26 protein-coding genes and 1 pseudogene are annotated in these 26,108 nt (G+C 61.5%); 19 read left to right on the top strand and 8 right to left on the bottom strand.

The window, feature by feature from the left end; genetic code table 11:
* Positions 1-147: 147 nt before the first annotated feature.
* On the bottom strand, positions 148-1,641 hold the full coding sequence (locus ACLH0J_RS04560) for an aldehyde dehydrogenase (RefSeq protein WP_411391038.1): 1,494 nt from the start codon (positions 1,639-1,641) through the stop codon (positions 148-150).
* A gap of 230 nt (positions 1,642-1,871) precedes the next feature.
* Between ACLH0J_RS04560 and ACLH0J_RS04555 the strand changes: the two genes are divergently transcribed.
* Positions 1,872-2,234: a cupin domain-containing protein gene (locus ACLH0J_RS04555; protein ID WP_411391037.1), complete on the top strand. Its 363-nt coding sequence runs from the start codon at positions 1,872-1,874 to the stop codon at positions 2,232-2,234.
* Positions 2,235-2,307: 73 nt separating this feature from the next.
* Here ACLH0J_RS04555 and rpmG read toward each other — a convergent pair whose 3' ends face one another.
* Both rpmG and rpmB read right to left on the bottom strand, forming a co-directional pair.
* Positions 2,308-2,463 (bottom strand): 50S ribosomal protein L33, encoded by a 156-nt coding sequence (gene rpmG / locus ACLH0J_RS04550; protein WP_003176906.1) that lies wholly within the window; start codon positions 2,461-2,463, stop codon positions 2,308-2,310.
* A gap of 11 nt (positions 2,464-2,474) precedes the next feature.
* The gene (gene rpmB / locus ACLH0J_RS04545) at positions 2,475-2,708 is read right to left on the bottom strand and encodes a 50S ribosomal protein L28 (RefSeq protein WP_003176907.1); all 234 of its coding nucleotides are present in this window, start codon (positions 2,706-2,708) and stop codon (positions 2,475-2,477) included.
* Between the two features lie 458 nt (positions 2,709-3,166).
* On the opposite strand from rpmB, the gene ACLH0J_RS04540 reads away from it, so the two are divergent.
* On the top strand, positions 3,167-4,759 hold the full coding sequence (locus ACLH0J_RS04540; protein ID WP_411391036.1) for an ABC transporter substrate-binding protein: 1,593 nt from the start codon (positions 3,167-3,169) through the stop codon (positions 4,757-4,759).
* Between the two features lie 28 nt (positions 4,760-4,787).
* Here ACLH0J_RS04540 and radC read toward each other — a convergent pair whose 3' ends face one another.
* The gene (gene radC / locus ACLH0J_RS04535; RefSeq protein WP_411391035.1) at positions 4,788-5,462 is read right to left on the bottom strand and encodes a RadC family protein; all 675 of its coding nucleotides are present in this window, start codon (positions 5,460-5,462) and stop codon (positions 4,788-4,790) included.
* A 143-nt stretch (positions 5,463-5,605) separates the two neighbouring features.
* On the opposite strand from radC, the gene coaBC reads away from it, so the two are divergent.
* The 4 genes and pseudogenes from coaBC (at position 5,606) to argB (ending at position 9,862) form a co-directional block, all read left to right on the top strand.
* Positions 5,606-6,814 (top strand): bifunctional phosphopantothenoylcysteine decarboxylase/phosphopantothenate--cysteine ligase CoaBC, encoded by a 1,209-nt coding sequence (coaBC, locus tag ACLH0J_RS04530; RefSeq protein WP_411391034.1) that lies wholly within the window; start codon positions 5,606-5,608, stop codon positions 6,812-6,814.
* A 5-nt stretch (positions 6,815-6,819) separates the two neighbouring features.
* Positions 6,820-7,275: a dUTP diphosphatase gene (dut, locus tag ACLH0J_RS04525; protein ID WP_010567156.1), complete on the top strand. Its 456-nt coding sequence runs from the start codon at positions 6,820-6,822 to the stop codon at positions 7,273-7,275.
* 240 nt (positions 7,276-7,515) lie between these two features.
* Positions 7,516-8,937, top strand: a pseudogene (locus tag ACLH0J_RS04520) (phosphomannomutase/phosphoglucomutase); the annotation flags it as partial.
* A gap of 19 nt (positions 8,938-8,956) precedes the next feature.
* The gene (argB, locus tag ACLH0J_RS04515; protein ID WP_411391033.1) at positions 8,957-9,862 is read left to right on the top strand and encodes an acetylglutamate kinase; all 906 of its coding nucleotides are present in this window, start codon (positions 8,957-8,959) and stop codon (positions 9,860-9,862) included.
* Between the two features lie 76 nt (positions 9,863-9,938).
* On the opposite strand, the gene pyrE is transcribed toward argB, so the two are convergent.
* Positions 9,939-10,586 carry an orotate phosphoribosyltransferase gene (pyrE, locus tag ACLH0J_RS04510; protein WP_411391032.1) on the bottom strand — a complete coding sequence of 216 codons (648 nt, stop codon included), beginning with the start codon at positions 10,584-10,586 and terminating at the stop codon, positions 9,939-9,941.
* Positions 10,587-10,668: 82 nt separating this feature from the next.
* Here pyrE and ACLH0J_RS04505 point away from each other — a divergent pair, with 82 nt between their 5' ends.
* Positions 10,669-11,448, top strand: a complete 780-nt coding sequence (locus ACLH0J_RS04505) for an exodeoxyribonuclease III (protein WP_003195493.1) — start codon at positions 10,669-10,671, stop codon at positions 11,446-11,448.
* 58 nt (positions 11,449-11,506) lie between these two features.
* On the opposite strand, the gene ACLH0J_RS04500 is transcribed toward ACLH0J_RS04505, so the two are convergent.
* Both ACLH0J_RS04500 and rph read right to left on the bottom strand, forming a co-directional pair.
* Positions 11,507-11,875 carry a DUF4870 domain-containing protein gene (locus ACLH0J_RS04500; RefSeq protein WP_411391031.1) on the bottom strand — a complete coding sequence of 123 codons (369 nt, stop codon included), beginning with the start codon at positions 11,873-11,875 and terminating at the stop codon, positions 11,507-11,509.
* A gap of 22 nt (positions 11,876-11,897) precedes the next feature.
* Positions 11,898-12,620 (bottom strand): ribonuclease PH, encoded by a 723-nt coding sequence (gene rph / locus ACLH0J_RS04495; protein ID WP_411391030.1) that lies wholly within the window; start codon positions 12,618-12,620, stop codon positions 11,898-11,900.
* 216 nt (positions 12,621-12,836) lie between these two features.
* Here rph and ACLH0J_RS04490 point away from each other — a divergent pair, with 216 nt between their 5' ends.
* The 6 genes from ACLH0J_RS04490 to ACLH0J_RS04465 all read left to right on the top strand — a co-directional run bounded on the left by ACLH0J_RS04490 (position 12,837) and on the right by ACLH0J_RS04465 (position 18,133).
* Entirely contained in the window at positions 12,837-13,700 is an 864-nt protein-coding gene (locus ACLH0J_RS04490; protein WP_411391029.1) for a YicC/YloC family endoribonuclease, read from the top strand.
* Between the two features lie 10 nt (positions 13,701-13,710).
* Entirely contained in the window at positions 13,711-14,331 is a 621-nt protein-coding gene (gmk, locus tag ACLH0J_RS04485; RefSeq protein ID WP_010566965.1) for a guanylate kinase, read from the top strand.
* 167 nt (positions 14,332-14,498) lie between these two features.
* Positions 14,499-14,762, top strand: coding sequence for a DNA-directed RNA polymerase subunit omega (gene rpoZ / locus ACLH0J_RS04480; RefSeq protein ID WP_003176920.1), 264 nt, complete (start codon positions 14,499-14,501; stop codon positions 14,760-14,762).
* A gap of 60 nt (positions 14,763-14,822) precedes the next feature.
* Complete coding sequence (gene spoT / locus ACLH0J_RS04475) at positions 14,823-16,928, top strand: bifunctional GTP diphosphokinase/guanosine-3',5'-bis pyrophosphate 3'-pyrophosphohydrolase (RefSeq protein WP_411391028.1); 2,106 nt, start codon at positions 14,823-14,825, stop codon at positions 16,926-16,928.
* Between the two features lie 24 nt (positions 16,929-16,952).
* Positions 16,953-17,333: a RidA family protein gene (locus ACLH0J_RS04470; protein WP_003176922.1), complete on the top strand. Its 381-nt coding sequence runs from the start codon at positions 16,953-16,955 to the stop codon at positions 17,331-17,333.
* Positions 17,334-17,389: 56 nt separating this feature from the next.
* On the top strand, positions 17,390-18,133 hold the full coding sequence (locus tag ACLH0J_RS04465) for a hypothetical protein (RefSeq protein WP_411391027.1): 744 nt from the start codon (positions 17,390-17,392) through the stop codon (positions 18,131-18,133).
* Positions 18,134-18,172: 39 nt separating this feature from the next.
* Here ACLH0J_RS04465 and ACLH0J_RS04460 read toward each other — a convergent pair whose 3' ends face one another.
* Positions 18,173-19,024 (bottom strand): SDR family oxidoreductase, encoded by an 852-nt coding sequence (locus ACLH0J_RS04460; RefSeq protein ID WP_411391026.1) that lies wholly within the window; start codon positions 19,022-19,024, stop codon positions 18,173-18,175.
* Between the two features lie 188 nt (positions 19,025-19,212).
* Between ACLH0J_RS04460 and exbB the strand changes: the two genes are divergently transcribed.
* The 6 genes from exbB (at position 19,213) to ACLH0J_RS04430 (ending at position 26,061) form a co-directional block, all read left to right on the top strand.
* Positions 19,213-20,172, top strand: a complete 960-nt coding sequence (gene exbB, locus ACLH0J_RS04455; RefSeq protein ID WP_411391025.1) for a tonB-system energizer ExbB — start codon at positions 19,213-19,215, stop codon at positions 20,170-20,172.
* A gap of 6 nt (positions 20,173-20,178) precedes the next feature.
* Positions 20,179-20,604 carry a TonB system transport protein ExbD gene (gene exbD, locus ACLH0J_RS04450; RefSeq protein WP_411391024.1) on the top strand — a complete coding sequence of 142 codons (426 nt, stop codon included), beginning with the start codon at positions 20,179-20,181 and terminating at the stop codon, positions 20,602-20,604.
* The gene (locus ACLH0J_RS04445) at positions 20,601-21,350 is read left to right on the top strand and encodes a TonB family protein (protein ID WP_411391023.1); all 750 of its coding nucleotides are present in this window, start codon (positions 20,601-20,603) and stop codon (positions 21,348-21,350) included. Before exbD ends, ACLH0J_RS04445 begins: the two co-directional genes overlap by 4 nt.
* 179 nt (positions 21,351-21,529) lie before the next feature.
* Positions 21,530-22,450, top strand: a complete 921-nt coding sequence (locus ACLH0J_RS04440) for a hydrogen peroxide-inducible genes activator (protein WP_110620482.1) — start codon at positions 21,530-21,532, stop codon at positions 22,448-22,450.
* 8 nt (positions 22,451-22,458) lie between these two features.
* A complete protein-coding gene (gene recG / locus ACLH0J_RS04435; RefSeq protein WP_411391022.1) occupies positions 22,459-24,534 on the top strand; it encodes an ATP-dependent DNA helicase RecG in 2,076 nt (691 codons plus the stop codon).
* Positions 24,535-24,660: 126 nt separating this feature from the next.
* Positions 24,661-26,061: an aminoacyl-tRNA deacylase and HDOD domain-containing protein gene (locus ACLH0J_RS04430; RefSeq protein ID WP_411391021.1), complete on the top strand. Its 1,401-nt coding sequence runs from the start codon at positions 24,661-24,663 to the stop codon at positions 26,059-26,061.
* Positions 26,062-26,108: the final 47 nt, after the last annotated feature.

The raw sequence follows: 26,108 nt of genomic DNA, 5'->3' as shown, positions 1-26,108 counted from the left end.
GATCATTGTTTTCAGGGTTGCAAACGAACTGTAGGAGCGAGCTTGCCCGCGAAGAACTCAAAGACACCGCGTTCAACCAGACAGCACGCGTTATCGTTGGCGTTTTTCGCGAGCAAGCTCGCTCCTACAGGGGACCTGCCGTGTTGCTTAGAGCTTGATCCAGGTCGCCTTCAGTTCGGTGTACTTGTCGAATGCATGCAGCGACTTGTCGCGACCGTTACCCGACTGCTTGAAGCCACCGAACGGCGCGGTCATGTCGCCGCCATCGTATTGGTTGACCCACACGCTACCGGCACGCAGAGCCTTGGCGGTGAGGTGCGCCTTGGAGATATCCGCCGTCCACACCGCTGCGGCCAGGCCGTATTGGGTGTCGTTGGCGATGGCGATGGCTTCTTCAGCGCTGTCGAACGTGATCACCGACAGCACCGGGCCAAAGATCTCTTCCCGGGCGATCTTCATGGCGTTGGTCACGCCGTCGAAAATCGTCGGCTCGACGTAGGTGCCGCCCGTTTCTTCCAGGGTGCGCTTGCCACCGGCGACCAGCTTGGCGCCGTCCGCATGGCCCGCTTCGATATACGACAGCACGGTGTTCATCTGCTGGGTGTCCACCAGCGCGCCGACGTTAGTGGCCGGGTCCAGCGGGTTGCCTGGCTTCCAGCCTTTGAGGGCCTCGATCACCAGCGGCAGGAATTTATCCTTGATCGAACGCTCCACCAGCAGGCGCGAACCGGCGGTGCAGACTTCGCCCTGGTTGAACGCGATCGCGCCGGCAGCCGATTCCGCGGCGGCTTGCAGGTCGGGAGCATCGGCGAACACGATGTTCGGGCTCTTGCCGCCCGCTTCCAGCCAGACGCGCTTCATGTTCGATTCGCCGGAGCGGATCAACAACTGCTTGGCGATTTTGGTCGAGCCGGTGAACACCAGGGTGTCGACATCCATGTGCAACGCCAGCGCGTTACCCACGGTGTGGCCGTAGCCCGGCAGCACGTTGAATACGCCTTTTGGAATACCGGCTTCAACCGCCAGGGCCGCGATGCGGATGGCGGTGAGCGGGGATTTTTCGGACGGTTTGAGGATCACCGAGTTACCGGTGGACAACGCCGGGCCGAGTTTCCAGCAGGCCATCATCAGCGGGAAGTTCCACGGCACGATCGCACTGACCACGCCGACCGGCTCACGCGTCACCAGACCCAATTGATCGTGCGGAGTGGTGGCGACTTCGTCATAGATCTTGTCGATGGCCTCGCCGCTCCAGCTCAGGGCATTCGCCGCGCCGGGTACGTCGACGTTCAGGGAGTCGCTGATCGGCTTGCCCATGTCCAGGGTTTCAAGCAGCGCCAACTCTTCGGCATTGGCCTTGAGCAGCGCGGCGAAACGGATCATCGTCGCTTTGCGCTTGGCCGGCGCCAGGCGCGACCACACACCGGAATTGAATGTGGCGCGGGCGTTTTCCACGGCGCGCTGGGCGTCGGCGGCGTCACAGCTGGCAACGGTAGCCAGGAGGCGACCATCGACCGGGCTGATGCATTCAAACGTGTCGCCGGAAACAGCGGCGGTGTATTCGCCATTGATGTAGGCGCGGCCTTCGATCTTCAGGTCTTTGGCGCGTTGTTCCCAGTCGGCACGGGTCAGGGTGGTCATGCGAGTGTCCTCCTCTTGTTGAATACAAGGGCCAGGCGATGTCCCCCGGCAGCCTCAAAGAATGCTTGCCCCGCCAGCCAGTCGTTCGGCTCAAGGCAGCTGCCACCCTAAACCAGCGACTGGGGATGTATCAATATATTTGACACAAGGCCGGCAAACGCCCTTGCGATGTTCATTTTAATAAACATAGACTTCGGGCTCTCCAACCGCAGGCCAGACGGGACACGCATATGAGCATCCAGGACATCGTCGACTTCAGCCAAGCCAACACCGCCCCCGATCGCTACCTCCCTGCCCCGGAAAAAATCCTCAAGGGCGATCCCGAGCAAACGATCTACAACCACTACAACAGCCCATGCGGGCAAATGAGCGCCGGCGTCTGGGAAGGTGAAGTCGGGCAGTGGAAGGTCAACTACACCGAGCATGAGTATTGCGAAATCGTGCAGGGTGTTTCGGTACTGCGCGACAGCGAGGGCAATGCAAAGACCCTGCGCGCCGGCGACCGCTTCGTGATCCCCGCCGGCTTCAGCGGTAGCTGGGAAGTGCTGGAACCGTGCCGCAAGATCTACGTGGTGTTCGAGCAAAAAGCCTGACCGGCAAACTCCGCACGCAAAAAAAAGCCCGCATCGTGAGATACGGGCTTTTTTTCACAAGGAGTAAAATCAATTACTTGATTTTGCCTTCTTTGTAGATCACGTGCTTGCGAACGCGCGGGTCGAACATTTTCTTTTCGAGCTTGTCCGGGGTAGTACGCTTGTTCTTGTCGGTAGTGTAGAAGTGACCAGTACCGGCGCTAGAGATCATTCGAATCAATTCACGCATGATAGAGCTCCTTAGATCTTGCCAGCGGCGCGGATTTCGGCCAGCACGACAGTGATGCCACGCTTGTCGATGATGCGCATGCCTTTGGCGGATACGCGCAGACGTACAAAACGTTTCTCTTCTTCAACCCAGAAGCGGTGATGCTGCAGGTTCGGCAGGAAACGACGACGGGTTTTGTTATTTGCGTGGGAAATGTTATTCCCAGTCACCGGACCCTTACCGGTAACTTGACAGACTCTCGACATGCCTCAGCCCTCTAAAACCACATGCCCAACCCGGCATGGGTTGGCCGCTTAATCTCTCAGTCATTTGGCGCCAGGCGCCGCGTTTCTTTAGGGTCTTACCGGCTACACCTACAAGCGAAGGAACCGGGCCCCTAGAAAAGAGCGCTGCTTTATACCAGAAAGACCCAAGTGCAACAACAGCCCGTGTGTTTTTACCGGCGTAAATCTCGGCGACAGACGCCCGAACCGTTGCCAGGAGGGGCCGCTGCAATAGCCGACCGCTCGTCGCACAGAATGATTTACAGCGCCCGCGCACGCAGTGAAGCGCACGGCGAAACGCGCTGAGGTGCCATCAAAACAGCATTTGAGGCAAAAGCACAGGCAAAAATGGACTAGTCATTTATCAATCAGACCACTACGGTAGGTCTTTTCCAGACTGCACTCGCAGATGGGCCTTCGATCTGCACAGGAAACAAAACATGCGCCTCGCCGCCCTACCACTGTTGCTCGCCCCTCTCTTTATTGCGCCGCTGGCCTCTGCCGCCAGCACCTTGAGCGTTTGCACCGAGGCCAGCCCCGAAGGGTTCGATGTGGTGCAATACAATTCGCTGACCACCACCAACGCCTCGGCCGACGTGCTGATGAACCGCCTGGTGGACTACGACGCGGCCAGCGGCAAACTGGTACCGAGCCTGGCGGACAGCTGGGATGTCTCGCCGGATGGGCTGACCTACACCTTCAAGCTGCACCCGGAGGTTAAATTCCATCGCACCGAGTACTTCACCCCCAGCCGCACCCTGACCGCCGAAGACGTGCGCTTCAGCTTCGAACGCATGCTCGACCCCGCCAACCCATGGCACCAGATCGCCCAGAGCGGCTTCCCCCATGCACAGTCGCTACAATTGCCGGCCCTGATCAAGAAGATCGACGCGCTCGACCCGCTGACCGTGCGCTTTACCCTAGACCACGCCGACTCCACCTTCCTCGCCGCCCTGAGCATGGGCTTTGCCTCGATCTATCCGGCGGAATACGCCGACAAACTGCTCAAGGCCGGCACTCCGGAAAAGCTCAACAGCCAGCCGATCGGCACCGGACCGTTCATCTTCAGCCGTTTCCAGAAAGACGCCGTGGTCCGCTACAAAGCCAACGCGGACTACTTCGCCGGCAAACCGGCTGTGGATAACTTGATCTTCGCCATCACCCCGGATGCGAACGTGCGCCTGCAGAAACTGCACCGCAACGAATGCCAGATCGCACTGTCACCCAAACCCCTGGATGTGGGCGAAGCCGAGAAAGATCCCGCACTCAAAGTAGAAAAAACCGCAGCATTCATGACCGCATTCGTCGCAATCAACAGCCAGCACCCGCCGCTGGACAAGCCCGAAGTGCGCCAGGCGATCAACCTGGCCTTCGACAAGGGCAGCTACCTCAAAGCCGTGTTCGAAGGCACCGCCCAAGCCGCCAACGGCCCCTACCCGCCCAACACCTGGAGCTATGCCAAGGAGTTGCCGGGTTATCCACAGGACATTGCCAAGGCCAAACAGTTGCTGGAGCGCGCCGGGCTCAAGGACGGCTTCAAGACCACAATCTGGACACGCCCCACCGGCAGCCTGCTGAACCCCAACCCCAACCTCGGCGCGCAACTGCTGCAGGCGGACCTGGCCAATGTCGGCATCCAGGCCGAGATCCGCGTGATCGAATGGGGCGAGTTGATTCGCCGCGCTAAAGCAGGCGAACACGACCTGCTGTTCATGGGCTGGGCCGGCGACAACGGCGACCCGGATAACTTCCTGACCCCGCAGTTCTCCTGCGCGGCGGTGAAATCCGGCACCAACTTCGCCCGCTATTGCGACCCGACCCTGGACAAGCTCATCAGCGCCGGCAAGACCACCAGTGAGCAAGGGGTGCGCAGCAAGTTGTATCAGCAGGCACAGGCACAGATCCAGCAACAGGCGTTGTGGCTGCCGCTGGCGCACCCGACAGCGTTCGCCCTGGCCCGCAAGACTGTCGAGGGGTACCAGGTAAGCCCGTTCGGGCGCCAGGATTTCTCGAAAGTCAGCGTCAAGCCTTGACCCCCCACCCCGCCCCATTGGGGCGGGATTACATCCAGCCGTACTCGGCCATCGACAACGGATCACCATCCCCCACGATAATGTGATCCAGCACCCGCACATCCACCACTTCCAGGGCCTTCTGCAGCAGCCTGGTCAATTTTCGATCAGCAGCGCTGGGCTCCGCGTTCCCGGAAGGATGGTTGTGACACAGGATCAATGCCGCCGCGTTATAGGCCAGGGCCCGCTTGACCACTTGCCGGGGGTAAACCACCGCAGCGTCGATGGTGCCTTGGGACAACGCCTCGAAACCCAGCACTCGATGCTTGGAATCAAGAAACAGGCAGCCGAATACCTCGTGGGGCTCGTGGCGCAATAACGCTTTGAGGTAATCGCGCACGATCATCGGGCTTTCCAACACCGAATCACTGCGCAGGCGTTCAGCCATGTGGCGCCGGGACATTTCCAGCACCGCCTGCAACTGGGCAAACTTCGCCGGCCCCAGGCCCAGTTGCTGGTTAAATAATGTCTGACTCGCTTCCAGCAGCGGGCGCAAGCCGCCAAATTGCGCCAACAGATGACGCGCCAGGTCCACCGCGCTCCTGCCGGCAACCCCGGTGCGCAGGAAGATTGCCAACAGCTCGGCGTCGGACAGGCTCGCCGCCCCCCACTCCAGAAGCTTTTCCCGCGGCCGTTCTGCCGCCGGCCAATCACGAATACTCATCCCACTTCCCTGTGTATGCGCGCCGCTGTTGCCTGGCGGACGCTGTGTTATCGTAGGCCCACTTTTTTGCATGCGATTTCACCTGGGGAGGGGGCATCGCAAGCGTCACTGAACTGGCTTCACTGAACTGGAAAGGCAAACCAATGCAGCGTCTGTATCGGAAACGCATCGTTCTCGGCGTCGGCGGCGGCATTGCCGCCTACAAGAGCGCAGAGCTGGTCCGCAGGCTCCTCGACCAGGGCGCCGAAGTGCGCGTGGTCATGACCCGCGGCGGCAACGAGTTCATCACGCCGCTGACCATGCAGGCCTTGTCCGGGCACCCGGTTCACCTGGACCTGCTGGACCCGGCGGCCGAAGCCGCCATGGGCCATATCGAGCTGGCCAAATGGGCCGACCTGGTGCTGATCGCCCCGGCCACCGCCGACCTGATCGCCCGCCTGGCCCAAGGCATCGCCGATGACCTGCTGACCACCCTGGTGCTGGCCACCGACGCCACCGTCGCTATCGCCCCGGCCATGAACCAGGCCATGTGGCGCGACCCGGCGACCCAGGCGAACACTCAACTGCTGCAAAGCCGTGGTCTCAAGGTGTTCGGCCCGGCGTCCGGCAGCCAGGCCTGCGGCGACGTCGGCATGGGCCGCATGCTCGAGGCTAACGACCTGGCGCTGTGCGCCGCCGAGTGTTTCCAGCACCTGGCCCTGACCGGCAAGCACGTGCTGATCACCGCCGGCCCGACCCAGGAAAACATCGACCCGGTGCGCTACATCACCAACCATAGCTCAGGAAAAATGGGCTTTGCCTTGGCCGAAGCAGCGGTCGAGGCAGGCGCACGGGTCACGCTGATCACCGGCCCGGTGCATTTGCCGACCCCCGATCGCGTCACGCGAATCGACGTAGTCAGCGCCCGGGACATGTTGGCGGCCTGTGAGGCAGCAATTCCCTGCGACCTGTTCATCGCCTCGGCAGCAGTTGCAGACTACCGCCCGGAAGTCGTCGCCCCGCAAAAGCTCAAGAAAGACCCTACGAGCGGTGACGGCCTTCTCCTGCAAATGGTGCGCAACCCGGACATCCTGGCCACCATCGCCAGCCGCCCGGACCGCCCGTTCAGCGTCGGCTTCGCTGCCGAGACCGAACACCTGCTGGACTACGCCGCACGCAAATTGAAAGACAAAAACCTCGACCTGATCGTTGCCAATGATGTCGCCAACCCGAGCATCGGCTTCAACAGCGAGGAAAACGCCTGCAGCGTGATCGACCGCGAGTTGCACGCCACCCTTTTCGCCCAGACCAGCAAGGGCAAAATTGCCCGCCAACTGATCTCTTTTATCGCCCAACGGCTGAACCAGGTTTAATTTCCATGCACGCTTTGCAAGCCAAGATCCTCGACCCCCGCATCGGCACCGACTTCCCACTGCCGGCCTATGCCACACCGGGCTCCGCCGGCCTGGACCTGCGCGCCATGCTCCAGCAGGACACCGTGCTCGAGCCGGGCCAGACCCTGCTGATTCCGACCGGCCTGTCGATCTATGTCGGCGACCCGGGCTTGGCGGCGCTGATCCTGCCGCGCTCCGGCCTGGGCCACAAACACGGCATCGTGCTGGGCAACTTGGTGGGCCTGATCGACTCGGACTACCAGGGCGAGTTGATGGTGTCGTGCTGGAACCGTGGCCAAACCGCCTTCAACATCGCCGTCGGCGAGCGCATTGCGCAGTTGGTGCTGGTACCGGTGGTGCAGGCGCACTTCGAACTGGTGCAGGAATTCGACGAGACCCAACGCGGTGCAGGCGGCTTCGGGCACTCCGGCAGTCACTGACCACGCTGAACCGGCCGGGCGCTTTTGCCCGGCTCGACGCCCACCGCAAGGCTTTTCAGGACGAAGAATGCGCGGACTTTATCAGCGAGATTTCCCGAATGAAATCAACGCATTACGCAGACAAAAACACGGAGCCAGCACTCCGATGGCACTTTTGCACCACGAACTCTCTGCCGAAAACACCGTCATACCCTTCAGTTTGAGCCTGCCGGTCAGCCACGTTAAGGCCAGCCTTGCCCCCTTCAGATGGAGTTTCCCCCCGCGATGAGTACCGCAGCCCGAGTAGCCCCGACATTCCCCGACAGCATCTTTCGCGCCTATGACATCCGTGGCGTAGTCCCCAAGACCCTGACCGCCGAAACCGCCTACTGGATCGGCCGCGCCATCGGCTCCCAGAGCCTGACCCAGGATGAGCCGAACGTTTCGGTCGGCCGCGACGGTCGTCTGTCCGGCCCGGAACTGGTCGAGCAACTGATCCAGGGCCTGGCCGACAGCGGCTGCCATGTCAGCGACGTCGGCCTGGTGCCAACACCTGCGCTGTACTACGCCGCCAACGTACTGGCCGGCAAATCCGGGGTTATGCTGACCGGCAGTCATAACCCGTCGGACTACAACGGCTTCAAGATCGTCATCGCCGGCGACACCCTCGCCAACGAACAGATCCAGGCCCTGCACGACCGCCTGAAGAACAACGACCTGACCAGCGGCAAGGGCAGCATCACCAAAGTCGACATTCTTCAGCGCTACTCTGATGAAATCACCAACGACGTGAAACTCGCCCGCCGCCTGAAAGTGGTGGTGGATTGCGGCAACGGCGCGGCCGGCGTGATTGCCCCGCAATTGCTCGAAGCCCTGAACTGCGAAGTGATCCCGCTGTTCTGCGAGGTCGACGGCCACTTCCCCAACCACCACCCGGACCCGGGCAAACCTGAGAACCTGGCGGACCTGATCGCCAAGGTCAAGGAAACCGGTGCCGACGTCGGCCTGGCCTTCGACGGTGACGGCGACCGCGTGGGCGTGGTGACCGAAACCGGCGAGATCGTATTCCCGGACCGCCTGCTGATGCTGTTCGCCCGCGACGTGGTCGCGCGCAACCCAGGTGCCGAGATCATTTTCGACGTGAAGTGCACCCGCCGCCTGACCCCGCTGATCAAGGAATATGGCGGTCGCCCGTTAATGTGGAAGACCGGTCACTCGTTGATCAAAAAGAAAATGAAGGAAACCGGCGCCCTGCTGGCCGGCGAAATGAGCGGCCATGTGTTCTTCAAGGAACGCTGGTTCGGGTTTGACGACGGCATTTACAGCGCCGCTCGTCTGCTCGAGATCCTCAGCCAGGAAAAATCTACCGCGCAAGGGCTGTTTGAGACCTTCCCGAATGATATTTCTACGCCAGAGATCAATATCCATGTGACCGAAGAGAGCAAATTCAGCATCATTGACGCCCTGCACGATGCGCAATGGGGTGAAGGTGCCAACCTGACCACCATTGATGGTGTGCGAGTCGATTACGCCAAAGGCTGGGGCCTGGTGCGCGCGTCCAACACCACACCGGTGCTGGTGCTGCGCTTCGAGGCGGATACCGAGGCTGAGTTGCAGCGCATCAAGGACGTGTTCCACGCCCAGTTGAAACGTGTTGCCCCTGATCTCCAATTACCGTTCTGATTTTTTACCGGAGTCCTGAATGACCCTCGAACGCGAAGCCGCTGCCAACACCGCCAAAGTCCTGTCCGAAGCGTTGCCTTACATTCGACGCTATGTCGGCAAGACGCTGGTGATCAAATACGGCGGCAATGCCATGGAAAGCGACGAGCTGAAAACCGGCTTTGCCCGCGACATCGTGCTGATGAAAGCCGTGGGGATCAACCCGGTGGTGGTCCACGGCGGCGGCCCGCAAATCGGCGACCTGCTCAAGCGCTTGTCGATCGAGAGTCACTTCATCGATGGCATGCGTGTCACTGACGCGCAGACCATGGACGTGGTGGAGATGGTCCTCGGCGGCCAGGTGAACAAGGACATCGTCAACCTGATCAACCGCCACGGCGGCAGCGCCATCGGCCTGACCGGCAAGGACGCGGAGCTGATCCGCGCGAAAAAACTGACGGTCACCCGCCAGACGCCGGAAATGACCCAGCCGGAAATCATCGACATCGGCCAGGTGGGCGAAGTGATCGGCATCAACACCGACCTGCTGAACCTGCTGGTCAAAGGCGACTTCATTCCAGTGATCGCGCCAATCGGCGTGGGCGCCAACGGCGAGTCCTACAACATCAACGCCGACCTGGTGGCCGGCAAGGTGGCCGAAGCACTGAAAGCTGAAAAGCTGATGCTGCTGACCAACATCGCCGGCCTGATGGACAAGACAGGCAAGGTGTTGACCGGCCTGACCACCCAACAGGTGGACGAGTTGATCGCCGACGGCACCATCTACGGCGGCATGCTGCCGAAGATCCGTTGTGCCCTGGAAGCAGTGCAGGGCGGCGTCGGCAGTTCGCTGATCCTGGACGGCCGCGTGCCGAATGCAATCCTGCTGGAAATCTTCACCGACACCGGTGTGGGCACGCTGATCAGCAATCGCAAGCGTCCTTAAACACAAAACGCCCCACCCCTTGTAGGAGCGAGCTTGCTCGCTCCTACAAGGGGTGGGGCTTTTTGTTGTGCGGCGGTTACTGGACGCCGAACTGCTCGCGGTACGCACGCACCGCCGGCAGGTGCTGCTTGAGTTGCGGATCGTCTTCCAGGAACTGCAACACCTGGTTCAGCGACACGATGCTCACCACGGGAATGCCAAAATCGCGCTCCACTTCCTGGATCGCCGACAATTCACCATTGCCACGCTCCTGACGGTTCAAGGCGATCAGCACGCCTGCTGCCTTGGCACCCTCCTGGGAAGCGATGATCTGCATCACTTCACGGATAGCGGTACCGGCAGTGATCACATCGTCGATGATCAGCACATCGCCGGTCAGCGGCGCGCCAACCAGGCTGCCACCTTCGCCATGGGCCTTGGCTTCCTTGCGGTTGAAGCACCAGGGCACATCCCGACCGTGATGTTCAGCCAGCGCCACGGCGGTGGCGGCGGCCAGGGGAATGCCCTTGTAGGCCGGGCCGAACAAAACGTCGAAGGAAATGCCGCTTTCAACGATGGCTGCCGCGTAGAAACGACCTAGCTGAGCCAGGGCCGAACCCGAGTTGAACAAGCCTGCATTGAAGAAATACGGGCTGGTGCGCCCGGACTTGAGGGTGAACTCACCGAAGCGCAAAACCCCGCGATCGATGGCAAAACGAATGAAATCGCGTTGATACGCCTGCATGAAAAAAGCCTCAAATACCACGGATTTAGCTAATTAGGTAGACGGCGTGTATCATACACGCACGCGATTTTTGGGGCCATTTATGCGGATCATCAGTGTGAACGTTAATGGTATTCAGGCTGCAGTCGAGCGTGGTTTGCTCAGTTGGCTGCAAGCCCAGAATGCTGACGTCATCTGCCTGCAGGATACCCGCGCTTCCGCCTTTGAACTGGACGATCCAGCCTTCCAACTGGATGGCTACTTCCTTTATGCCTGCGATGCCGAAGTGCCCACCCAAGGTGGCGTGGCTTTGTACTCGCGGTTGCAACCCAAGGCGGTCATCAGCGGCCTCGGCTTCGAGACAGCCGACCGCTACGGGCGCTACCTGCAAGCCGATTTCGATAAGGTCAGCATCGCGACCTTGCTGCTTCCTTCGGGGCAGAACGGCGATGAAGACTTGAACCAGAAGTTCAAGCTAATGGACGATTTCGCCCGTTATCTGGATAAACAGCGACGCAAACGTCGCGAGTACATTTATTGTGGCTCGCTGTACGTGGCGCAACAGAAGCTGGATATCAAGAACTGGCGCGACAGCCAGCAATCCCCGGGTTTCCTGGCGCCGGAACGGGCCTGGATGGACGAGATTGTCGGCAACATGGGTTATGTCGACGCCCTGCGCGAAGTCAGCCGCGAAGGCGACCAGTACAGCTGGTGGCCGGACAACGAACAGGCTGAGATGCTCAACCTGGGCTGGCGCTTCGACTACCAGTTGCTGACTCCGGGTCTGCGCCGGTTCGTACGCAGTGCACGCCTGCCGCGCCAACCACGCTTCTCGCAGCACGCGCCGCTGATCGTGGACTACGACTGGACACTGACCATCTGAGGTCTTTTCCCAGGTACAAAAAAACCGACATCGCTGTCGGTTTTTTTGTGAGCGCTCATTATTTGACCAGGCGCCAGGTACAGGGATAGCGATAGGCAATCCCCTTATTGGCCTTGATCCCGCCAATGATCGTCAGCACCACGGTGGCAATCGCCAGTGCGATCATCAGGAAAAAGCCGATCACTGCAAACGCCAGGACCATACAGACCAGCCAGGCAATCGCCACGGTGATCTGGAAGTTCAGCGCTTCCTTGCCCTGATCATCAATGAACGCATCCTTTTCCCTCTTGATTTGCCACAGGACCAGCGGCCCCACAACGCTGCCGAAGGGAAACACACATCCCAGAAACGCCGCGAAATGACACAACATCGCCGCCTGACGCACCTCATAGGACAGCGTCGGAACCGGTGGCTGACTGTCATTCATGGCGTTTCTCCTTGAAGCCGACTCAGTCAGCCAGGGCAGCGTTCTGCAGCTCGAAAATCTCGGTCATGCCCTTCAGGGCCAAGGCCAGCATGGCGTTCAGGTCGGCCGGCTGGAATGGCGCGCCTTCGGCGGTGCCCTGCACTTCGATGAAACCACCGGTGCTGGTCATGACGACGTTCAGGTCGGTCTCGGCGGCGGAGTCTTCCAGGTAGTCCAGGTCCAGAACAGGCTCGCCCTGGTACATGCCGACCGATACCGCAGCGATCATCTGCTTGAGCGGATCGCCACCCTTGAGGCCGCCACGTTTCTTGATCACTTTCAATGCGTCGACCAAGGCCACCATGGCGCCGGTGATGGACGCGGTGCGGGTGCCGCCATCGGCCTGGATCACGTCGCAGTCGACGTACAGGGTCACGTCGCCCAACTTGGTCATGTCCAGGGCGGCGCGCAGGGAGCGACCGATCAGGCGCTGGATTTCCAGGGTGCGACCGCCTTGCTTGCCACGACTGGCTTCACGCTGGTTACGCTCGCCGGTGGCGCGCGGCAGCATGCCGTACTCGGCGGTCAACCAACCCTGGCCCTGGCCCTTGAGGAAACGCGGTACGCCGTTTTCGACGCTGACGGTGCAGATCACCTTGGTATCGCCAAACTCGACCAGTACGGATCCCTCGGCGTGTTTGGTGTAGTTGCGGGTGATGCGGATCGAGCGGAGCTGATCGGCAGCGCGACCACTTGGACGTTTCATAGGGGATACCTGTACTGAGGACGAAAAACTGCCGAGCATTATAGAGCCGCGAGCCGCTTCGGGGCACTTCTAAAAAATACGCTTACGAATGGCCGGCCTATCGCCCATTGTTTGGGCGCGCTTGCCGCACTGCGCTACAATCCTGCGCCTTCGCAGCCAGTCGGCTTAAATTTACCCATCAGCCCGTGTTCAGGGGCTGTAACGCGAGGTACCTCCATGGTGCACAGCATGACCGCCTTCGCCCGCGTCGAAAAAGCCGGCGCCCAAGGCACCCTGATCTGGGAGCTGCGCTCGGTCAACAGCCGCTACCTGGAGCCGCACCTGCGCCTGCCGGAATCGTTCCGCGACCTCGAAGGCGCCGTACGTGAAGCGCTGCGCCAGGGCATTTCCCGCGGCAAGCTGGAATGCACCCTGCGCTTTACCGAGGAAACCACCGGCAAGCCGCTGCAGGTCGACCGCGACCGCGCCGCGCAACTGGTGGCCGCTGCCGAAACCATCGCCAGCCTGATAAAGCAGCCGGCCGCGCTCAATCCCTTGGAAGTGCTGGCCTGGCCTGGCGTGCTGGTAGCCGACGCCGCCGACCCGCAAGCCCTCAATGCCGAAGCCCTCGCCCTGTTCACCCAGGGTTTGAAGGAGCTCAAGGCCGGCCGCGAGCGTGAAGGCGCTGAACTGGCCCGCCTGATCAGCGAGCGCCTGACCTCGATCGAAGCCGACGTAGTGACCCTTCGTGAGCTGGTCCCGCAGATGCTCGCCACTCAACGCCAGAAGGTCCTCGACCGCTTTACCGACATGAAAGCCGACCTGGACCCGACGCGCCTGGAACAGGAAATGGTGCTGCTGGCACAGAAGAGTGACGTCGCCGAAGAGCTGGACCGACTGAGCACCCACATCCTCGAAGTGCGCCGCGTGCTCAAGTCCGGCGGCGCCGCCGGTCGGCGCCTGGACTTCCTGATGCAGGAACTCAACCGCGAAGCCAATACACTCGGCTCCAAGGCATTTGACCCGCGCAGCACACAGGCTGCGGTCAACCTCAAAGTGTTGATCGAGCAGATGCGCGAACAAGTACAGAATATTGAGTAAGGCAACCTCCATGACCCACAGCACCGGCACCCTTTACATCATTTCCGCCCCCTCGGGCGCGGGCAAGAGCAGCCTGGTCAAGGCCCTGACCGACACCAACGACCAGATCCGCATCTCGATCTCCCACACCACCCGCGCCATGCGTCCGGGCGAGGTGAACGGCGTGCACTACCACTTCGTCGAGCGCACCGAGTTCGTCAAGATGATCGAGCACGGTGACTTCCTGGAGCGTGCCGAAGTGTTCGGCAACCTCTACGGCACCTCGCAAAGCCACCTGCAGCAGACCCTGGACGAAGGCCACGACCTGATCCTGGAAATCGACTGGCAGGGCGCCGAGCAAGTGCGCCAGCTAATGCCCAAGGCGCGCTCGATCTTCATCCTGCCGCCGTCCCTGGAAGCCCTGCATCAGCGCCTGACCAACCGCGGCCAGGACAGTGATGCGATCATCGACGGCCGCATGCGTGAAGCCGTCAGCGAAATGAGCCACTACGTCGACTACGACTACCTGATCATCAATGACGATTTTTCCCACGCGCTGGACGATTTGAAGGCGATTTTCCGCGCCAACCAGCTGCAACAGAAGCGTCAACAGCAGCGTTTCGGCAAATTACTGGCCGAACTGCTCGGCTGATTAGCGCTTCCCAAAATAGCTGCTAGGGCCTTACATTGGCGCTTGTAGCGGTTTTGCGAGCGCCTGCGAAAAATCAGCGCTTCCCTAAACGCTGGTGATTTTTTAAACTGTTTAGTCCGCTCGCCCAGCCGGGCAGCGCGCATCTTGCATTCGCTCCGAGGAATACCATGGCCCGCGTAACCGTTGAAGACTGCCTAGAACACGTGGATAACCGCTTTGAGCTGGTCATGCTCTCTACCAAGCGTGCCCGTCAACTGGCCACTGGCGGCAAAGAGCCCCTGGTCCAGTGGGAAAACGACAAGCCTACCGTTGTCGCCCTGCGTGAAATCGCTGAAGGCCTGATGAGCTACGAGTTCATCGCCAACGCCGAAATCGTTGAAGACGAACCGCTGTTCGCAGCGTTCGAGGACGAGTCCAACGAGGCCGTCTAAGCCTATGCCTGGTCGACGTAGCACGGCGCAGGGTCACAGCCATCGGCAGGAGTTCATCCTTTGCCGAGCATAGACGCCCTCGCCAATCGCTTATCGACCTATCTCGGCCCCGACCAGGTCAACCTGGTCCGCCGAGCGTATTTCTACGCCGAACAAGCCCACGACGGCCAACGCCGCCGCAGCGGCGAGGCGTATGTCACCCATCCTCTTGCGGTGGCCAATATCCTGGCCGACATGCACATGGACCATCAGAGCCTGATGGCCGCGATGCTGCATGACGTGATCGAAGACACCGGCATTGCCAAGGAAGCGCTCAGCGCGCAATTTGGCGAAACCGTGGCCGAACTGGTCGATGGGGTCAGCAAACTGACCCAGATGAACTTCGAGACCAAGGCCGAAGCCCAGGCGGAAAACTTCCAGAAGATGGCCATGGCCATGGCCCGGGATATCCGCGTGATCCTGGTCAAGCTGGCCGACCGGCTGCACAACATGCGCACGCTGGAAGTGCTGTCCGGCGAAAAGCGCCGGCGCATCGCCAAGGAAACCCTGGAAATCTACGCGCCCATCGCCAACCGGCTGGGCATGCACGCCATTCGTATCGAGTTCGAAGACCTTGGTTTCAAAGCCATGCACCCGATGCGCTCGGCGCGCATCTACCAGGCGGTCAAGCGCGCCCGGGGTAACCGCAAGGAAATCGTCAACAAGATCGAAGAGTCCCTGAGCCATTGCCTGGCAATCGACGAGATCGAGGGCGAGGTCAGCGGACGCCAGAAGCACATCTACGGCATCTACAAGAAGATGCGCGGCAAGCGCCGGGCCTTCAACGAGATCATGGACGTGTATGCGTTCCGGATCATCGTCGACAAGGTCGATACCTGCTACCGCGTGCTGGGCGCTGTGCATAATTTGTACAAACCCCTGCCGGGTCGCTTCAAGGACTACATCGCCATTCCCAAGGCCAACGGCTATCAGTCGCTGCATACCACGCTGTTCGGTATGCATGGGGTGCCGATCGAGATCCAGATCCGCACCCGGGAAATGGAAGAGATGGCCAACAACGGCATCGCCGCCCACTGGCTGTACAAGTCCAGCGGCGATGAGCAGCCCAAAGGCACCCATGCCCGCGCCCGCCAATGGGTCAAAGGCGTGCTGGAAATGCAGCAACGTGCCGGCAACTCCCTGGAATTCATCGAAAGCGTGAAGATCGACCTGTTTCCGGACGAGGTCTACGTGTTCACGCCCAAAGGCCGGATCATGGAGCTGCCCAAAGGCTCCACGGCGGTCGACTTTGCCTACGCGGTACACACCGACGTCGGCAACAGTTGCATTGCCTGCCGGATCAACCGGCGTCTGGCCCCGCTGTCGGAGCCGCTGCAAAGCGGCTCCACGGTGGAGATCGTCAGCGCACCGGGCGCACGCCCGAACCCGGCGTGGCTCAACTTCGTCGTCACCGGCAAGGCGCGTACGCACATCCGCCATGCCCTGAAACTGCAACGCCGCTCCGAGTCCATCAGCTTGGGCGAACGCTTGCTGAACAAAGTGCTCAACGGTTTCGACAGCGCGCTGGAGAAGATCCCTACAGAGCGCGTGCAAGCGATGCTCAGCGAGTACCGCCAGGAAACCATCGAAGACCTGCTGGAAGACATCGGCCTGGGCAACCGCATGGCCTATGTGGTCGCCCGCCGCCTGCTCGGCGAAGGCGAACAATTGCCAAGCCCGGAAGGTCCGCTGGCGATTCGCGGCACCGAGGGCCTGGTGCTCAGCTACGCCAAGTGCTGCACGCCGATCCCGGGCGACCCGATTGTCGGTCACCTGTCGGCGGGCAAAGGCATGGTGGTGCACTTGGACAACTGCCGCAATATCAGCGAAATCCGCCACAACCCGGAAAAATGCATCCAGCTTTCATGGGCCAAAGATGTCACCGGCGAATTCAACGTCGAGCTGCGGGTCGAGCTGGAGCACCAGCGCGGCCTGATCGCCCTGCTGGCCAGCAGCGTCAACGCGGCCGATGGCAATATCGAAAAAATCAGCATGGACGAGCGCGATGGTCGCATCAGCGTGGTCCAACTGGTGGTCAGCGTACACGACCGTGTGCACCTGGCCCGCGTGATCAAGAAACTGCGCGCCCTGACCGGTGTGATCCGCATCACCCGCATGCGTGCATAGCCCACCTCTTACAAGGAGTCATTCATGACCAAGACCGTTATCACCAGCGACAAAGCCCCAGCCGCCATCGGCACCTACTCCCAGGCGATCAAGGCCGGCAACACCGTCTACATGTCCGGCCAGATCCCGCTGGACCCAAAGACCATGGAACTGGTGGAAGGCTTCGAAGCACAAACCGTGCAGGTCTTCGAAAACCTCAAGTCCGTGGCTGAAGCCGCTGGCGGTTCGTTCAAGGACATCGTCAAGCTGAACATTTTCCTCACCGACCTGAGCCACTTCGCCAAGGTCAACGAGATCATGGGCAAATACTTCGAACAACCCTACCCAGCCCGCGCCGCCATCGGCGTTGCAGCTCTGCCAAAGGGCGCACAGGTTGAGATGGACGCGATTCTGGTCATCGAGTAATACATCCGGCGCAGCCTCCACAGGCTGCGCCGACTTCGTTTTTAAAGGATTTCATGATGCGCAAAGCGCTTGTAGCTTCCTCGTTGCTCGCCCTGTTGCTCGGCGGCTGCGCCAGCAACCCTGCCGACTTGGATGTGAGTGGTACCTGGGTCAACCAGGCCGCCGTCGATGCGGCAGCCAAGGGCGGCCCTTTGCGTGAAGCGCTGCAAAGCTACGGCCCGAACCTGGAGTGGGAGATCAACCCCAAGGGCTCGCAGGCACGCTACTACAACGGCTTTGAAGTGGCCGAAGGCAAATTGCTGGGTGAACAATCCGGCGCCTGGAGCGTGGACTTCTATGGCAGCGCCGCCACCGAACTCAAGCGCAAAGGCAAGCAACTGCTGCAAGTGGCCAACGACAACGAGCCCGAACAGCTATTCGCCCGCGCCAAGGAGCCGGCTCCGGAAGGCGCGCCGCTGGGCGCCAACTTCGAGCGTGCGCTGTACGCAGCCTATATGGGCGGCGACTGGAAGATCACCGACGGCTTCGGAAACGGCGCCACGGTCCAGTTCCAAGCCAACGGCAAAGTCGCCGGATTGCCTGGTGTTGATCGGTACTCGCTGTGCCTGGCCGGTGATTGCGCGTCCATGAGCGGCGGCTACGACAGCATCTGGCTGCAACTGAACGGCGTGGGTAATCCATGGATCTTTGCGCGCAAGGGCAAGCAACTGGAGATTTTCCAGGCCGTCAACACAGCCCAAACAGATGAAGTACCTTCGTTTACACCGGGCCCTCGCCAATGGCTGCTTGAAAAACAATAGCCCCTTTGGAGCCGGCGTGCCGGCTCCAACATAGAGTCGTCAGCCTTTCAGGATTGCTGCGTAACCTTCACGATAGCTTGGATACGTCGGCACCCAACCCAGCGATTTGATACGCGCATTACTGCACCGCTTACTGCCTGCCCGCCGCACACTGGCGTCCTCGGACCACTGCGTCACGCCCAGATATTCACGCAACCAGGCCACGACCTCGGCCAACGGCGCGGGGGCATCGTCAACGCCGATATAGACCTTATCCAGCGAACCGCCCTGCTCTACATGGCGCAACAAAAACGCCAGCAAGCCCGCCGCGTCATCTGCGTGTATCCGATTGCCATATAAAGGTGGATCGATGGCGACGCGGTAACCCTGGCGTACCTGTGTCAACAACCATTCGCGGCCCGGACCGTAGATCCCCGTCAGGCGCACGATGCTGGCCGGGATACCGCTATTGAGCGCCACTTGCTCGGCTTCCAGCATTACCTGCCCGGAATAGCCTTTCGCTTGGGTCTCAGACGTTTCGTCGACCCATTCCCCATTCTGCTGCCCATAGACGCTGCTGCTGGAGACAAACAGCAGGTGCTTGGGCGCCTGACCGTAGTCGCTCAGCCACTCCAGCACATGCTGTAAACCTTGCACATAAGCCGCGCGATAGCCGGCTTCGTCATGGTCCGTCGCGGCGGCGCAGTACACCAGGTAATCCACCCCGTCGATCGGCCAGGTGTCCGGGCAGTCCTTGTTGAACAGGTCGCCGGCGATGCCGATCACCCCATCGGGCAGGCGTGAAATATCGCGTCGCAGGCCATACACCTCCCATTGCGAAGCGAGCAATTGGCTGGCCAGCCGACTTCCCACATCGCCACAACCGGCAATCACAACAGAAGGCGCAGACATCATGAAACTCCGTACTGAAAGGTCTAGATTAGCCTTCACAACCGACCTGCGACCAGAAAAAGGACAAATAAAGTAACTGTATTACTTTTGTTAACAAGAATTACTTGCAATAATAACCGCCCATTTGTCCTCGACCGCCTAGGGTCTGGAAGGACGATCACTCATTTCTTCTCTCAGGTCCGGCCAGCATGACACGTCATACAAACCCCGCTTCGCCAACCAAGCTTCAGAGTCCATCCCGCGCCTGGCGTGCGATTGCTGCGCTGCTGTTCAGCGTACTGCTGACACCGACCGCCGCGTTCGCTGATGCCGCTGCGCCGACGACCCCGCCTGCCGCTGAGCAGAATGCCGCCACCCCGGCTGCAACGCCAGTCGCCACCGACCCGGCAGCCCCTGCGGCCGGCGACACCGGTGTAGTACTGGAAGAAAACAACACCCTGGGCATGGCTCACGACCTGTCGCCGTGGGGCATGTATCAGAACGCTGATGTGGTGGTGAAAGCCGTCATGATCGGCCTGGCCATCGCCTCGATCATCACCTGGACCATCTGGATCGCCAAGGGCTTCGAGCTGCTGGGCGCCAAGCGCCGTCTGCGTACCGAGATCGTCCACCTGAAAAAAGCCACCACCCTCAAGGAAGCCAGCGAGAGCGCGACCAAGAAGGGCACCCTGGCCAATACCCTGGTGCACGACGCCCTGGAAGAAATGCGCCTGTCGGCCAATACCCGCGAAAAAGAAGGCATCAAGGAGCGCGTGGCGTTCCGTCTGGAGCGCCTGGTTGCAGCCTGCGGCCGCAATATGAGCAGCGGCACCGGCGTGCTGGCGACCATCGGTTCCACCGCGCCATTCGTCGGTCTGTTCGGCACCGTGTGGGGCATCATGAACAGCTTCATCGGCATCGCCAAAACCCAGACCACCAACCTCGCCGTCGTCGCGCCCGGTATTGCCGAAGCCCTGCTGGCGACCGCCCTGGGCCTGGTTGCCGCGATCCCAGCGGTGGTGATCTACAACGTCTTCGCCCGTTCGATCGCTGGCTACAAGGCCCAGGTATCGGACGCGTCGGCAGAAGTCCTGCTGCTGGTCAGCCGCGACCTCGATCACCTGCCTACCGAGCGCAGCTCGCAACCGCATATGGTGAAAGTGGGGTAATCGGCCATGGGCCTGCATTTGAATCAAGGCGACGACGAACTCGTCGAGAACCACGAAATCAACGTCACGCCGTTTATCGACGTGATGCTGGTGCTGTTGATCATCTTCATGGTGGCGGCACCACTGGCCACTGTGGACATCAAGGTCGACCTGCCCGCGTCCAGCGCCAAACCGGCGCCACGCCCGGAAAAACCGGTCTTCCTCAGCGTCAAGGAGGATCAACGCCTGTTCCTGGGCGAAGAAGAAGTCAAGGCTGAAACCCTGGGGCAGATGCTTGATGCCAAGACCCAGGGCAAGAAAGACACGACGATCTTCTTCCAGGCCGATAAGGGCGTGGACTACGGCGACCTGATGAGCGTGATGGATGCCCTGCGGGCAGCCGGCTACCTCAAGGTCGGCCTGGTCGGACTTGAGACGGCAGCCAAAAAATGATCACGACGCGCAGCAAACTGACACGGTATGGCACCAGCCTCGCTGTCGTGCTGGGCGTGCATGCCGTCGCGATTGCCCTGATGCTGCATATGTCGGTTCCGCGCCAGCCGCAACTGCCACCGGCCGCCATGGTCATCGACCTGGCGCCGATGCCAGCACCGCCGCCGCCGGCACCGCCCAAGGTGATCACGCCGCCGCAACCGCCTGCACCGGTGGAAGAGCTGCCCCTGCCGAAACTGGCCGAGGCACCCAAGCCGACGATCCAGGTGCCCAAGCCGGTCAAGCCCAAGCCGAAACCGCAGCCGCCCAAGCCGGTGGAGAAAAAGCCCGAGCCACCCAAGGAGAAACCGTCCGAGGACCCGCCGAGCGAAACGCCGCCGACCCACGCACCCGCGGAAAAGTCGGCCCAGCCGGCTCCAGGCCCGTCGCCACAACAGGTCGCGGCCAAAGCCTCCTGGGAAGGCGCCCTGCTGGCGCACTTGCAGAAGTACAAGAAATACCCGCCCGGCGCCCAGGCCCGTGGCAAGGAAGGCCTGAACCGCTTGCGCTTCGTGGTCGATGCCGAAGGCAATGTGCTGTCCTATGAGCTGGTGGGCCGCTCCGGCAACGCCGACCTGGACCGCGCTACCCTGGACATGATCCGTCGTGCCCAGCCATTGCCCAAGCCACCGGCCGACATGGTGAAAAGCGGCAGCATCGAGATCGTTGCACCGTTCGTGTACAACATCGAGAAGAATCGCCGCTGACGGTTGGCAATCTTCTGTGGAGAGGCGGCTTGCCCCCCTCTCCACAGCGCCGCTCCTCACCAGGCCTTTGCTTAATGAAAACTCCGCTATTCTGCAATCAATCCCGGCCAAAGTTCTGATAACGTGCGTCTATCGATTGCAGCCGGTATGCTTGGCTCGCAACCTCATGGACGCCTGCTATGACTCTTACAGAATTACGCTACATCGTCACCCTCGCCCAAGAGCAGCACTTCGGCCACGCGGCCGAGCGTTGCCACGTCAGCCAACCGACATTGTCGGTGGGCGTGAAAAAGCTTGAAGACGAACTCGGTGTGCTGATTTTCGAGCGCAGCAAGAGCGCCGTGCGCCTCACCCCGGTGGGTGAAGGCATCGTTGCCCAGGCCCAGAAGGTCCTCGAGCAAGCACAAAGCATTCGCGAACTGGCCCAGGCCGGCAAGAACCAGCTGACCGCACCGCTGAAAGTCGGCGCCATCTATACCGTCGGTCCGTACCTGTTTCCGCACCTGATCCCGCAACTGCACCGCGTCGCGCCGCAGATGCCACTCTACATTGAAGAGAACTTCACCCACGTCCTGCGCGACAAACTGCGCAACGGCGAGCTGGACGCGATTATCATCGCCCTGCCCTTCAACGAAGCCGATGTACTGACCCTGCCACTCTACGACGAGCCGTTCTACGTGCTGATGCCCGCCTCGCACCCGTGGACGCAGAAGGACACCATCGACGCCGGCCTGCTCAACGACAAGAGCCTGCTGCTGCTCGGCGAAGGCCACTGCTTCCGCGACCAGGTACTCGAAGCCTGCCCGACCCTGACCAAAGGCAACGACGGCGCCAAGCACACCACCGTGGAATCCAGCTCCCTGGAAACCATTCGCCACATGGTCGCCTCAGGACTGGGCATTTCGATCCTGCCGCTGTCGGCGGTGGACAGCCATCACTACGCCCCCGGCGTGATCGAAGTGCGCCCACTCACGCCGCCAGTGCCGTTCCGTACCGTGGCGATCGCCTGGCGCGCCAGCTTCCCAAGGCCCAAAGCCATTGACATCCTCGCCGACTCGATCCGCCTGTGCTCGGTGGCCAAGCCGCCTGCCGCGAGCTAAGTAACGGTATGACAGAGCTGTCGCAGGTGTCAGTGACGGCACTCAAGGGTGTCGGTGAAGCCATGGCCGAGAAGCTGGCCAAGGTCGGCCTGGAAAACCTCCAGGACGTGCTGTTCCACCTGCCGCTGCGTTATCAGGATCGGACCCGCGTAGTGCCCATCGGCCAGTTGCGCCCTGGGCAGGATGCCGTGGTTGAAGGCACCGTCAGCGGCGCCGACGTGGTGATGGGCAAACGCCGCAGCCTGGTGGTGCGCCTGCAGGACGGCACCGGTGGCCTGAGCCTGCGCTTCTACCATTTCAGCAATGCACAAAAAGAAGGCCTCAAGCGTGGCACCCGCGTGCGCTGCTACGGCGAAGCACGGCCGGGCGCGTCGGGCCTGGAGATCTATCACCCGGAATACCGCGCCATTACCGGCGACGAACCGCCGCCGGTGGACACCACCCTCACACCGATCTACCCGCTTACCGAAGGCCTGACCCAACAGCGCCTGCGCCAGTTGTGCATGCAGACCCTGACGATGCTCGGCCCCAAAAGCCTGCCCGACTGGCTGCCCCAGGAGCTGGCCCGCGACTATCAACTGGCGCCGCTGGACGAAGCGATTCGCTACCTGCATCACCCACCGGCCGACGCCGATGTCGACGAACTCGCGCTCGGTCATCACTGGGCCCAGCACCGCCTGGCCTTTGAAGAGCTGCTGACTCACCAACTGTCCCAGCAGCGCCTGCGCGAAAGCATGCGCTCCCTGCGCGCGCCGGCGATGCCCAAGGCCACGCGCCTGCCCGCGCAGTACCTGGCCAATCTGGGATTTGCGCCGACCGGTGCCCAGCAACGCGTGGGTAACGAAATCGCCTACGACTTGAGCCAGAAAGAGCCCATGCTGCGTCTGATCCAGGGCGATGTGGGCGCGGGCAAGACCGTGGTCGCCGCCCTCGCCGCCCTACAAGCGCTGGAAGCCGGTTACCAGGTGGCCCTGATGGCGCCCACCGAGATCCTCGCCGAGCAACACTTCATCACCTTCAAGCGCTGGCTCGAGCCGCTGGGCCTGGAAGTGGCGTGGCTGGCCGGCAAGCTCAAGGGCAAGAACCGTGCGGCGGCGCTGGAACAGATTGCCGCCGGCGCACCGATGGTGGTGGGCACCCACGCACTGTTCCAAGACGAAGTACAGTTCAAGAACCTGGCGCTGGTGATCATCGACGAACAGCACCGCTTCGGCGTGCAACAGCGCCTGGCCCTGCGCCAGAAAGGCGTGGGCGGACGCATGAGCCCGCACCAGTTGATCATGACCGCCACGCCGATCCCGCGCACCCTGGCCATGAGCGCCTACGCCGACCTCGACACCTCGATCCTCGACGAACTGCCCCCCGGCCGCACCCCGGTCAACACGGTGCTGGTCACCGACACCCGGCGCGTGGAAGTCATCGAGCGAGTACGCGGCGCCTGTGCCGAAGGCCGCCAGGCGTACTGGGTATGCACGCTGATCGAAGAATCCGAAGAGCTGACCTGCCAGGCCGCCGAAACCACTTACGAAGACCTCACCAGCGCCTTGGGCGAACTCAAGGTCGGACTGATCCACGGCCGCATGAAACCGGTGGAAAAAGCCGCGGTGATGGCGGATTTCAAGGCCGGCAACCTGCAACTGCTGGTGGCCACCACGGTGATCGAAGTGGGTGTGGACGTTCCCAACGCCAGCCTGATGATCATTGAAAACCCCGAGCGCCTGGGCCTGGCACAACTGCACCAGTTGCGCGGCCGCGTCGGCCGGGGCAGCGCAGCCAGCCACTGCGTGCTGCTCTATCACCCGCCGCTGTCGCAGGTAGGCCGTCAGCGCTTAAGTATCATGCGTGAAACAAATGATGGTTTTGTCATCGCCGAAAAAGACCTGGAACTGCGCGGTCCCGGCGAGATGCTCGGCACCCGCCAGACCGGCCTGTTGCAATTCAAGGTCGCCGATCTGATGCGCGACGCCGACCTGTTGCCGGCCGTGCGCGATGCGGCGCAAGCCCTTCTGGAACGCTGGCCGGAGCATGTCAGCCCGTTGCTGGATCGCTGGCTGCGACACGGTCAGCAATACGGCCAGGTCTGAAGGATTACCGGCGGTGGCGACCGAAAGATGCCCCTATCGCCAACACCATCACAAACAGCACTTATACGACCAACATATGTATCAAGCTGGTTATACTCCGGTGACTGTAAGGAATTGGATCAGGCCATGTCAGAAGTTGCCCTCGCCACAGCTCCACTGGCCGCTCCGCCGGTCATTCGGGCGTTGCTCGAAAAGCTCGCCATCAGCTACACGCATGTTATCGAAGCGCCTGGCCTGAATCCTGCTCGAAAGGTCCAGGCCGTGCTGCTGGAAGATGCGGTGGGCGCTCTGATGGTGCTGTTCCCGCAGAACCAGTTGCTCGACCTCAACCGCCTCACCGAACTCACCGGTCGCCGCCTCACGGCAGTGGCGCCGGATCGCGTCGAACGCATGCTGGGCAAGCATGACTTGAGCCTGCTGCCGGGCCTGCCAGCCCTGACCAGCTCGCCGTGCCTGTACGAAGGCAGCCTGCTCAATGAGCCGAGCCTGCTGGTGCATTCGGGCGAAGCCGGGTTGCTGCTGGAAATCTCCAGCGCCCACTTCAAGACCATGCTCACCAAGGCCAGCGCCGGGCACTTCGGCGAGCCGCTGAGCAACATCCGTCCGAACCTCGACCGCCCCAATGATGACCGCGAGGAAATCACCCAGGCGATGCAGGCGTTCACCGCCCGCCGCATCCAACAGCGCCTGGAAGCGACCATCGAGATTCCGCCGCTGGCCGACACCGCACAGAAGATCATCAAGCTGCGCGTCGATCCCAACGCCACCATCGATGACATCACCAGCGTGGTGGAAACCGACCCGTCCCTGGCAGCCCAGGTGGTCAGTTGGGCCGCATCGCCCTACTACGCATCGCCGGGCAAGATCCGCTCCGTGGAAGATGCAATCGTGCGCGTACTGGGCTTCGACCTGGTGATCAACCTGGCGCTGGGCTTGGCCCTGGGCAAGACCTTGAGCCTGCCCAAAGACCATCCGCACCAGGCAACGCCGTACTGGCACCAGTCGATCTACACCGCTGCAGTGATCGAAGGCCTGACCCGCGCCATGCCCCGCGCCCAGCGCCCGGAAGCCGGCCTCACCTACCTGGCCGGTTTGCTGCACAACTTCGGCTACCTGCTGCTGGCCCACGTGTTTCCACCGCACTTTTCGCTGATCTGCCGGCACCTGGAGGTCAACCCGCACCTGTGCCACAGCTATGTGGAGCAACACCTGCTGGGCATCAGCCGCGAGCAGATCGGCGCCTGGCTGATGCGCTACTGGGATATGCCCGACGAACTGTCCACCGCCCTGCGCTTCCAGCACGATCCGACCTACGACGGCCAATACGCCGAATACCCGAACCTGGTGTGCCTGGCCGTGCGCCTGCTGCGCAGCCGTGGCATTGGCTCCGGGCCGGACGAGGCGATTCCGGATGCATTGCTGGAGCGCCTGGGGCTGACGCGTGACAAGGCTGAGGACGTGGTGGCCAAGGTGCTGGACGCCGAAGTGCTGTTGCGTGAGTTGGCGTCCCAGTTCAGCCAGTCCTGAGCCAGCGATCCCTCTGTAGGAGCGAGCCAGCTCGCTCCTACAGGGCT

Origin of the sequence: Pseudomonas sp. MPB23, assembly GCF_046605395.1 — a bacterium.
In the GTDB taxonomy this organism is placed as follows: Bacteria; Pseudomonadota; Gammaproteobacteria; order Pseudomonadales; family Pseudomonadaceae; genus Aquipseudomonas.
The sequence above is the reverse complement of the archived record's forward strand: the minus strand, read 5'-3'. Positions and strand labels throughout refer to the sequence as shown.

Coding starts and splice junctions, on each gene's coding strand:
- ACLH0J_RS04560 (WP_411391038.1), bottom strand. CDS start 1,641: ATGACCACCCTGACCCGTGCCGACTGGGAACAACGCGCCAAAGACCTG.
- ACLH0J_RS04555 (WP_411391037.1), top strand. CDS start 1,872: ATGAGCATCCAGGACATCGTCGACTTCAGCCAAGCCAACACCGCCCCC.
- rpmG (WP_003176906.1), bottom strand. CDS start 2,463: ATGCGTGAATTGATTCGAATGATCTCTAGCGCCGGTACTGGTCACTTC.
- rpmB (WP_003176907.1), bottom strand. CDS start 2,708: ATGTCGAGAGTCTGTCAAGTTACCGGTAAGGGTCCGGTGACTGGGAAT.
- ACLH0J_RS04540 (WP_411391036.1), top strand. CDS start 3,167: ATGCGCCTCGCCGCCCTACCACTGTTGCTCGCCCCTCTCTTTATTGCG.
- radC (WP_411391035.1), bottom strand. CDS start 5,462: ATGAGTATTCGTGATTGGCCGGCGGCAGAACGGCCGCGGGAAAAGCTT.
- coaBC (WP_411391034.1), top strand. CDS start 5,606: ATGCAGCGTCTGTATCGGAAACGCATCGTTCTCGGCGTCGGCGGCGGC.
- dut (WP_010567156.1), top strand. CDS start 6,820: ATGCACGCTTTGCAAGCCAAGATCCTCGACCCCCGCATCGGCACCGAC.
- argB (WP_411391033.1), top strand. CDS start 8,957: ATGACCCTCGAACGCGAAGCCGCTGCCAACACCGCCAAAGTCCTGTCC.
- pyrE (WP_411391032.1), bottom strand. CDS start 10,586: ATGCAGGCGTATCAACGCGATTTCATTCGTTTTGCCATCGATCGCGGG.
- ACLH0J_RS04505 (WP_003195493.1), top strand. CDS start 10,669: ATGCGGATCATCAGTGTGAACGTTAATGGTATTCAGGCTGCAGTCGAG.
- ACLH0J_RS04500 (WP_411391031.1), bottom strand. CDS start 11,875: ATGAATGACAGTCAGCCACCGGTTCCGACGCTGTCCTATGAGGTGCGT.
- rph (WP_411391030.1), bottom strand. CDS start 12,620: ATGAAACGTCCAAGTGGTCGCGCTGCCGATCAGCTCCGCTCGATCCGC.
- ACLH0J_RS04490 (WP_411391029.1), top strand. CDS start 12,837: ATGGTGCACAGCATGACCGCCTTCGCCCGCGTCGAAAAAGCCGGCGCC.
- gmk (WP_010566965.1), top strand. CDS start 13,711: ATGACCCACAGCACCGGCACCCTTTACATCATTTCCGCCCCCTCGGGC.
- rpoZ (WP_003176920.1), top strand. CDS start 14,499: ATGGCCCGCGTAACCGTTGAAGACTGCCTAGAACACGTGGATAACCGC.
- ACLH0J_RS04470 (WP_003176922.1), top strand. CDS start 16,953: ATGACCAAGACCGTTATCACCAGCGACAAAGCCCCAGCCGCCATCGGC.
- ACLH0J_RS04465 (WP_411391027.1), top strand. CDS start 17,390: ATGCGCAAAGCGCTTGTAGCTTCCTCGTTGCTCGCCCTGTTGCTCGGC.
- ACLH0J_RS04460 (WP_411391026.1), bottom strand. CDS start 19,024: ATGTCTGCGCCTTCTGTTGTGATTGCCGGTTGTGGCGATGTGGGAAGT.
- exbB (WP_411391025.1), top strand. CDS start 19,213: ATGACACGTCATACAAACCCCGCTTCGCCAACCAAGCTTCAGAGTCCA.
- exbD (WP_411391024.1), top strand. CDS start 20,179: ATGGGCCTGCATTTGAATCAAGGCGACGACGAACTCGTCGAGAACCAC.
- ACLH0J_RS04445 (WP_411391023.1), top strand. CDS start 20,601: ATGATCACGACGCGCAGCAAACTGACACGGTATGGCACCAGCCTCGCT.
- ACLH0J_RS04440 (WP_110620482.1), top strand. CDS start 21,530: ATGACTCTTACAGAATTACGCTACATCGTCACCCTCGCCCAAGAGCAG.
- recG (WP_411391022.1), top strand. CDS start 22,459: ATGACAGAGCTGTCGCAGGTGTCAGTGACGGCACTCAAGGGTGTCGGT.
- ACLH0J_RS04430 (WP_411391021.1), top strand. CDS start 24,661: ATGTCAGAAGTTGCCCTCGCCACAGCTCCACTGGCCGCTCCGCCGGTC.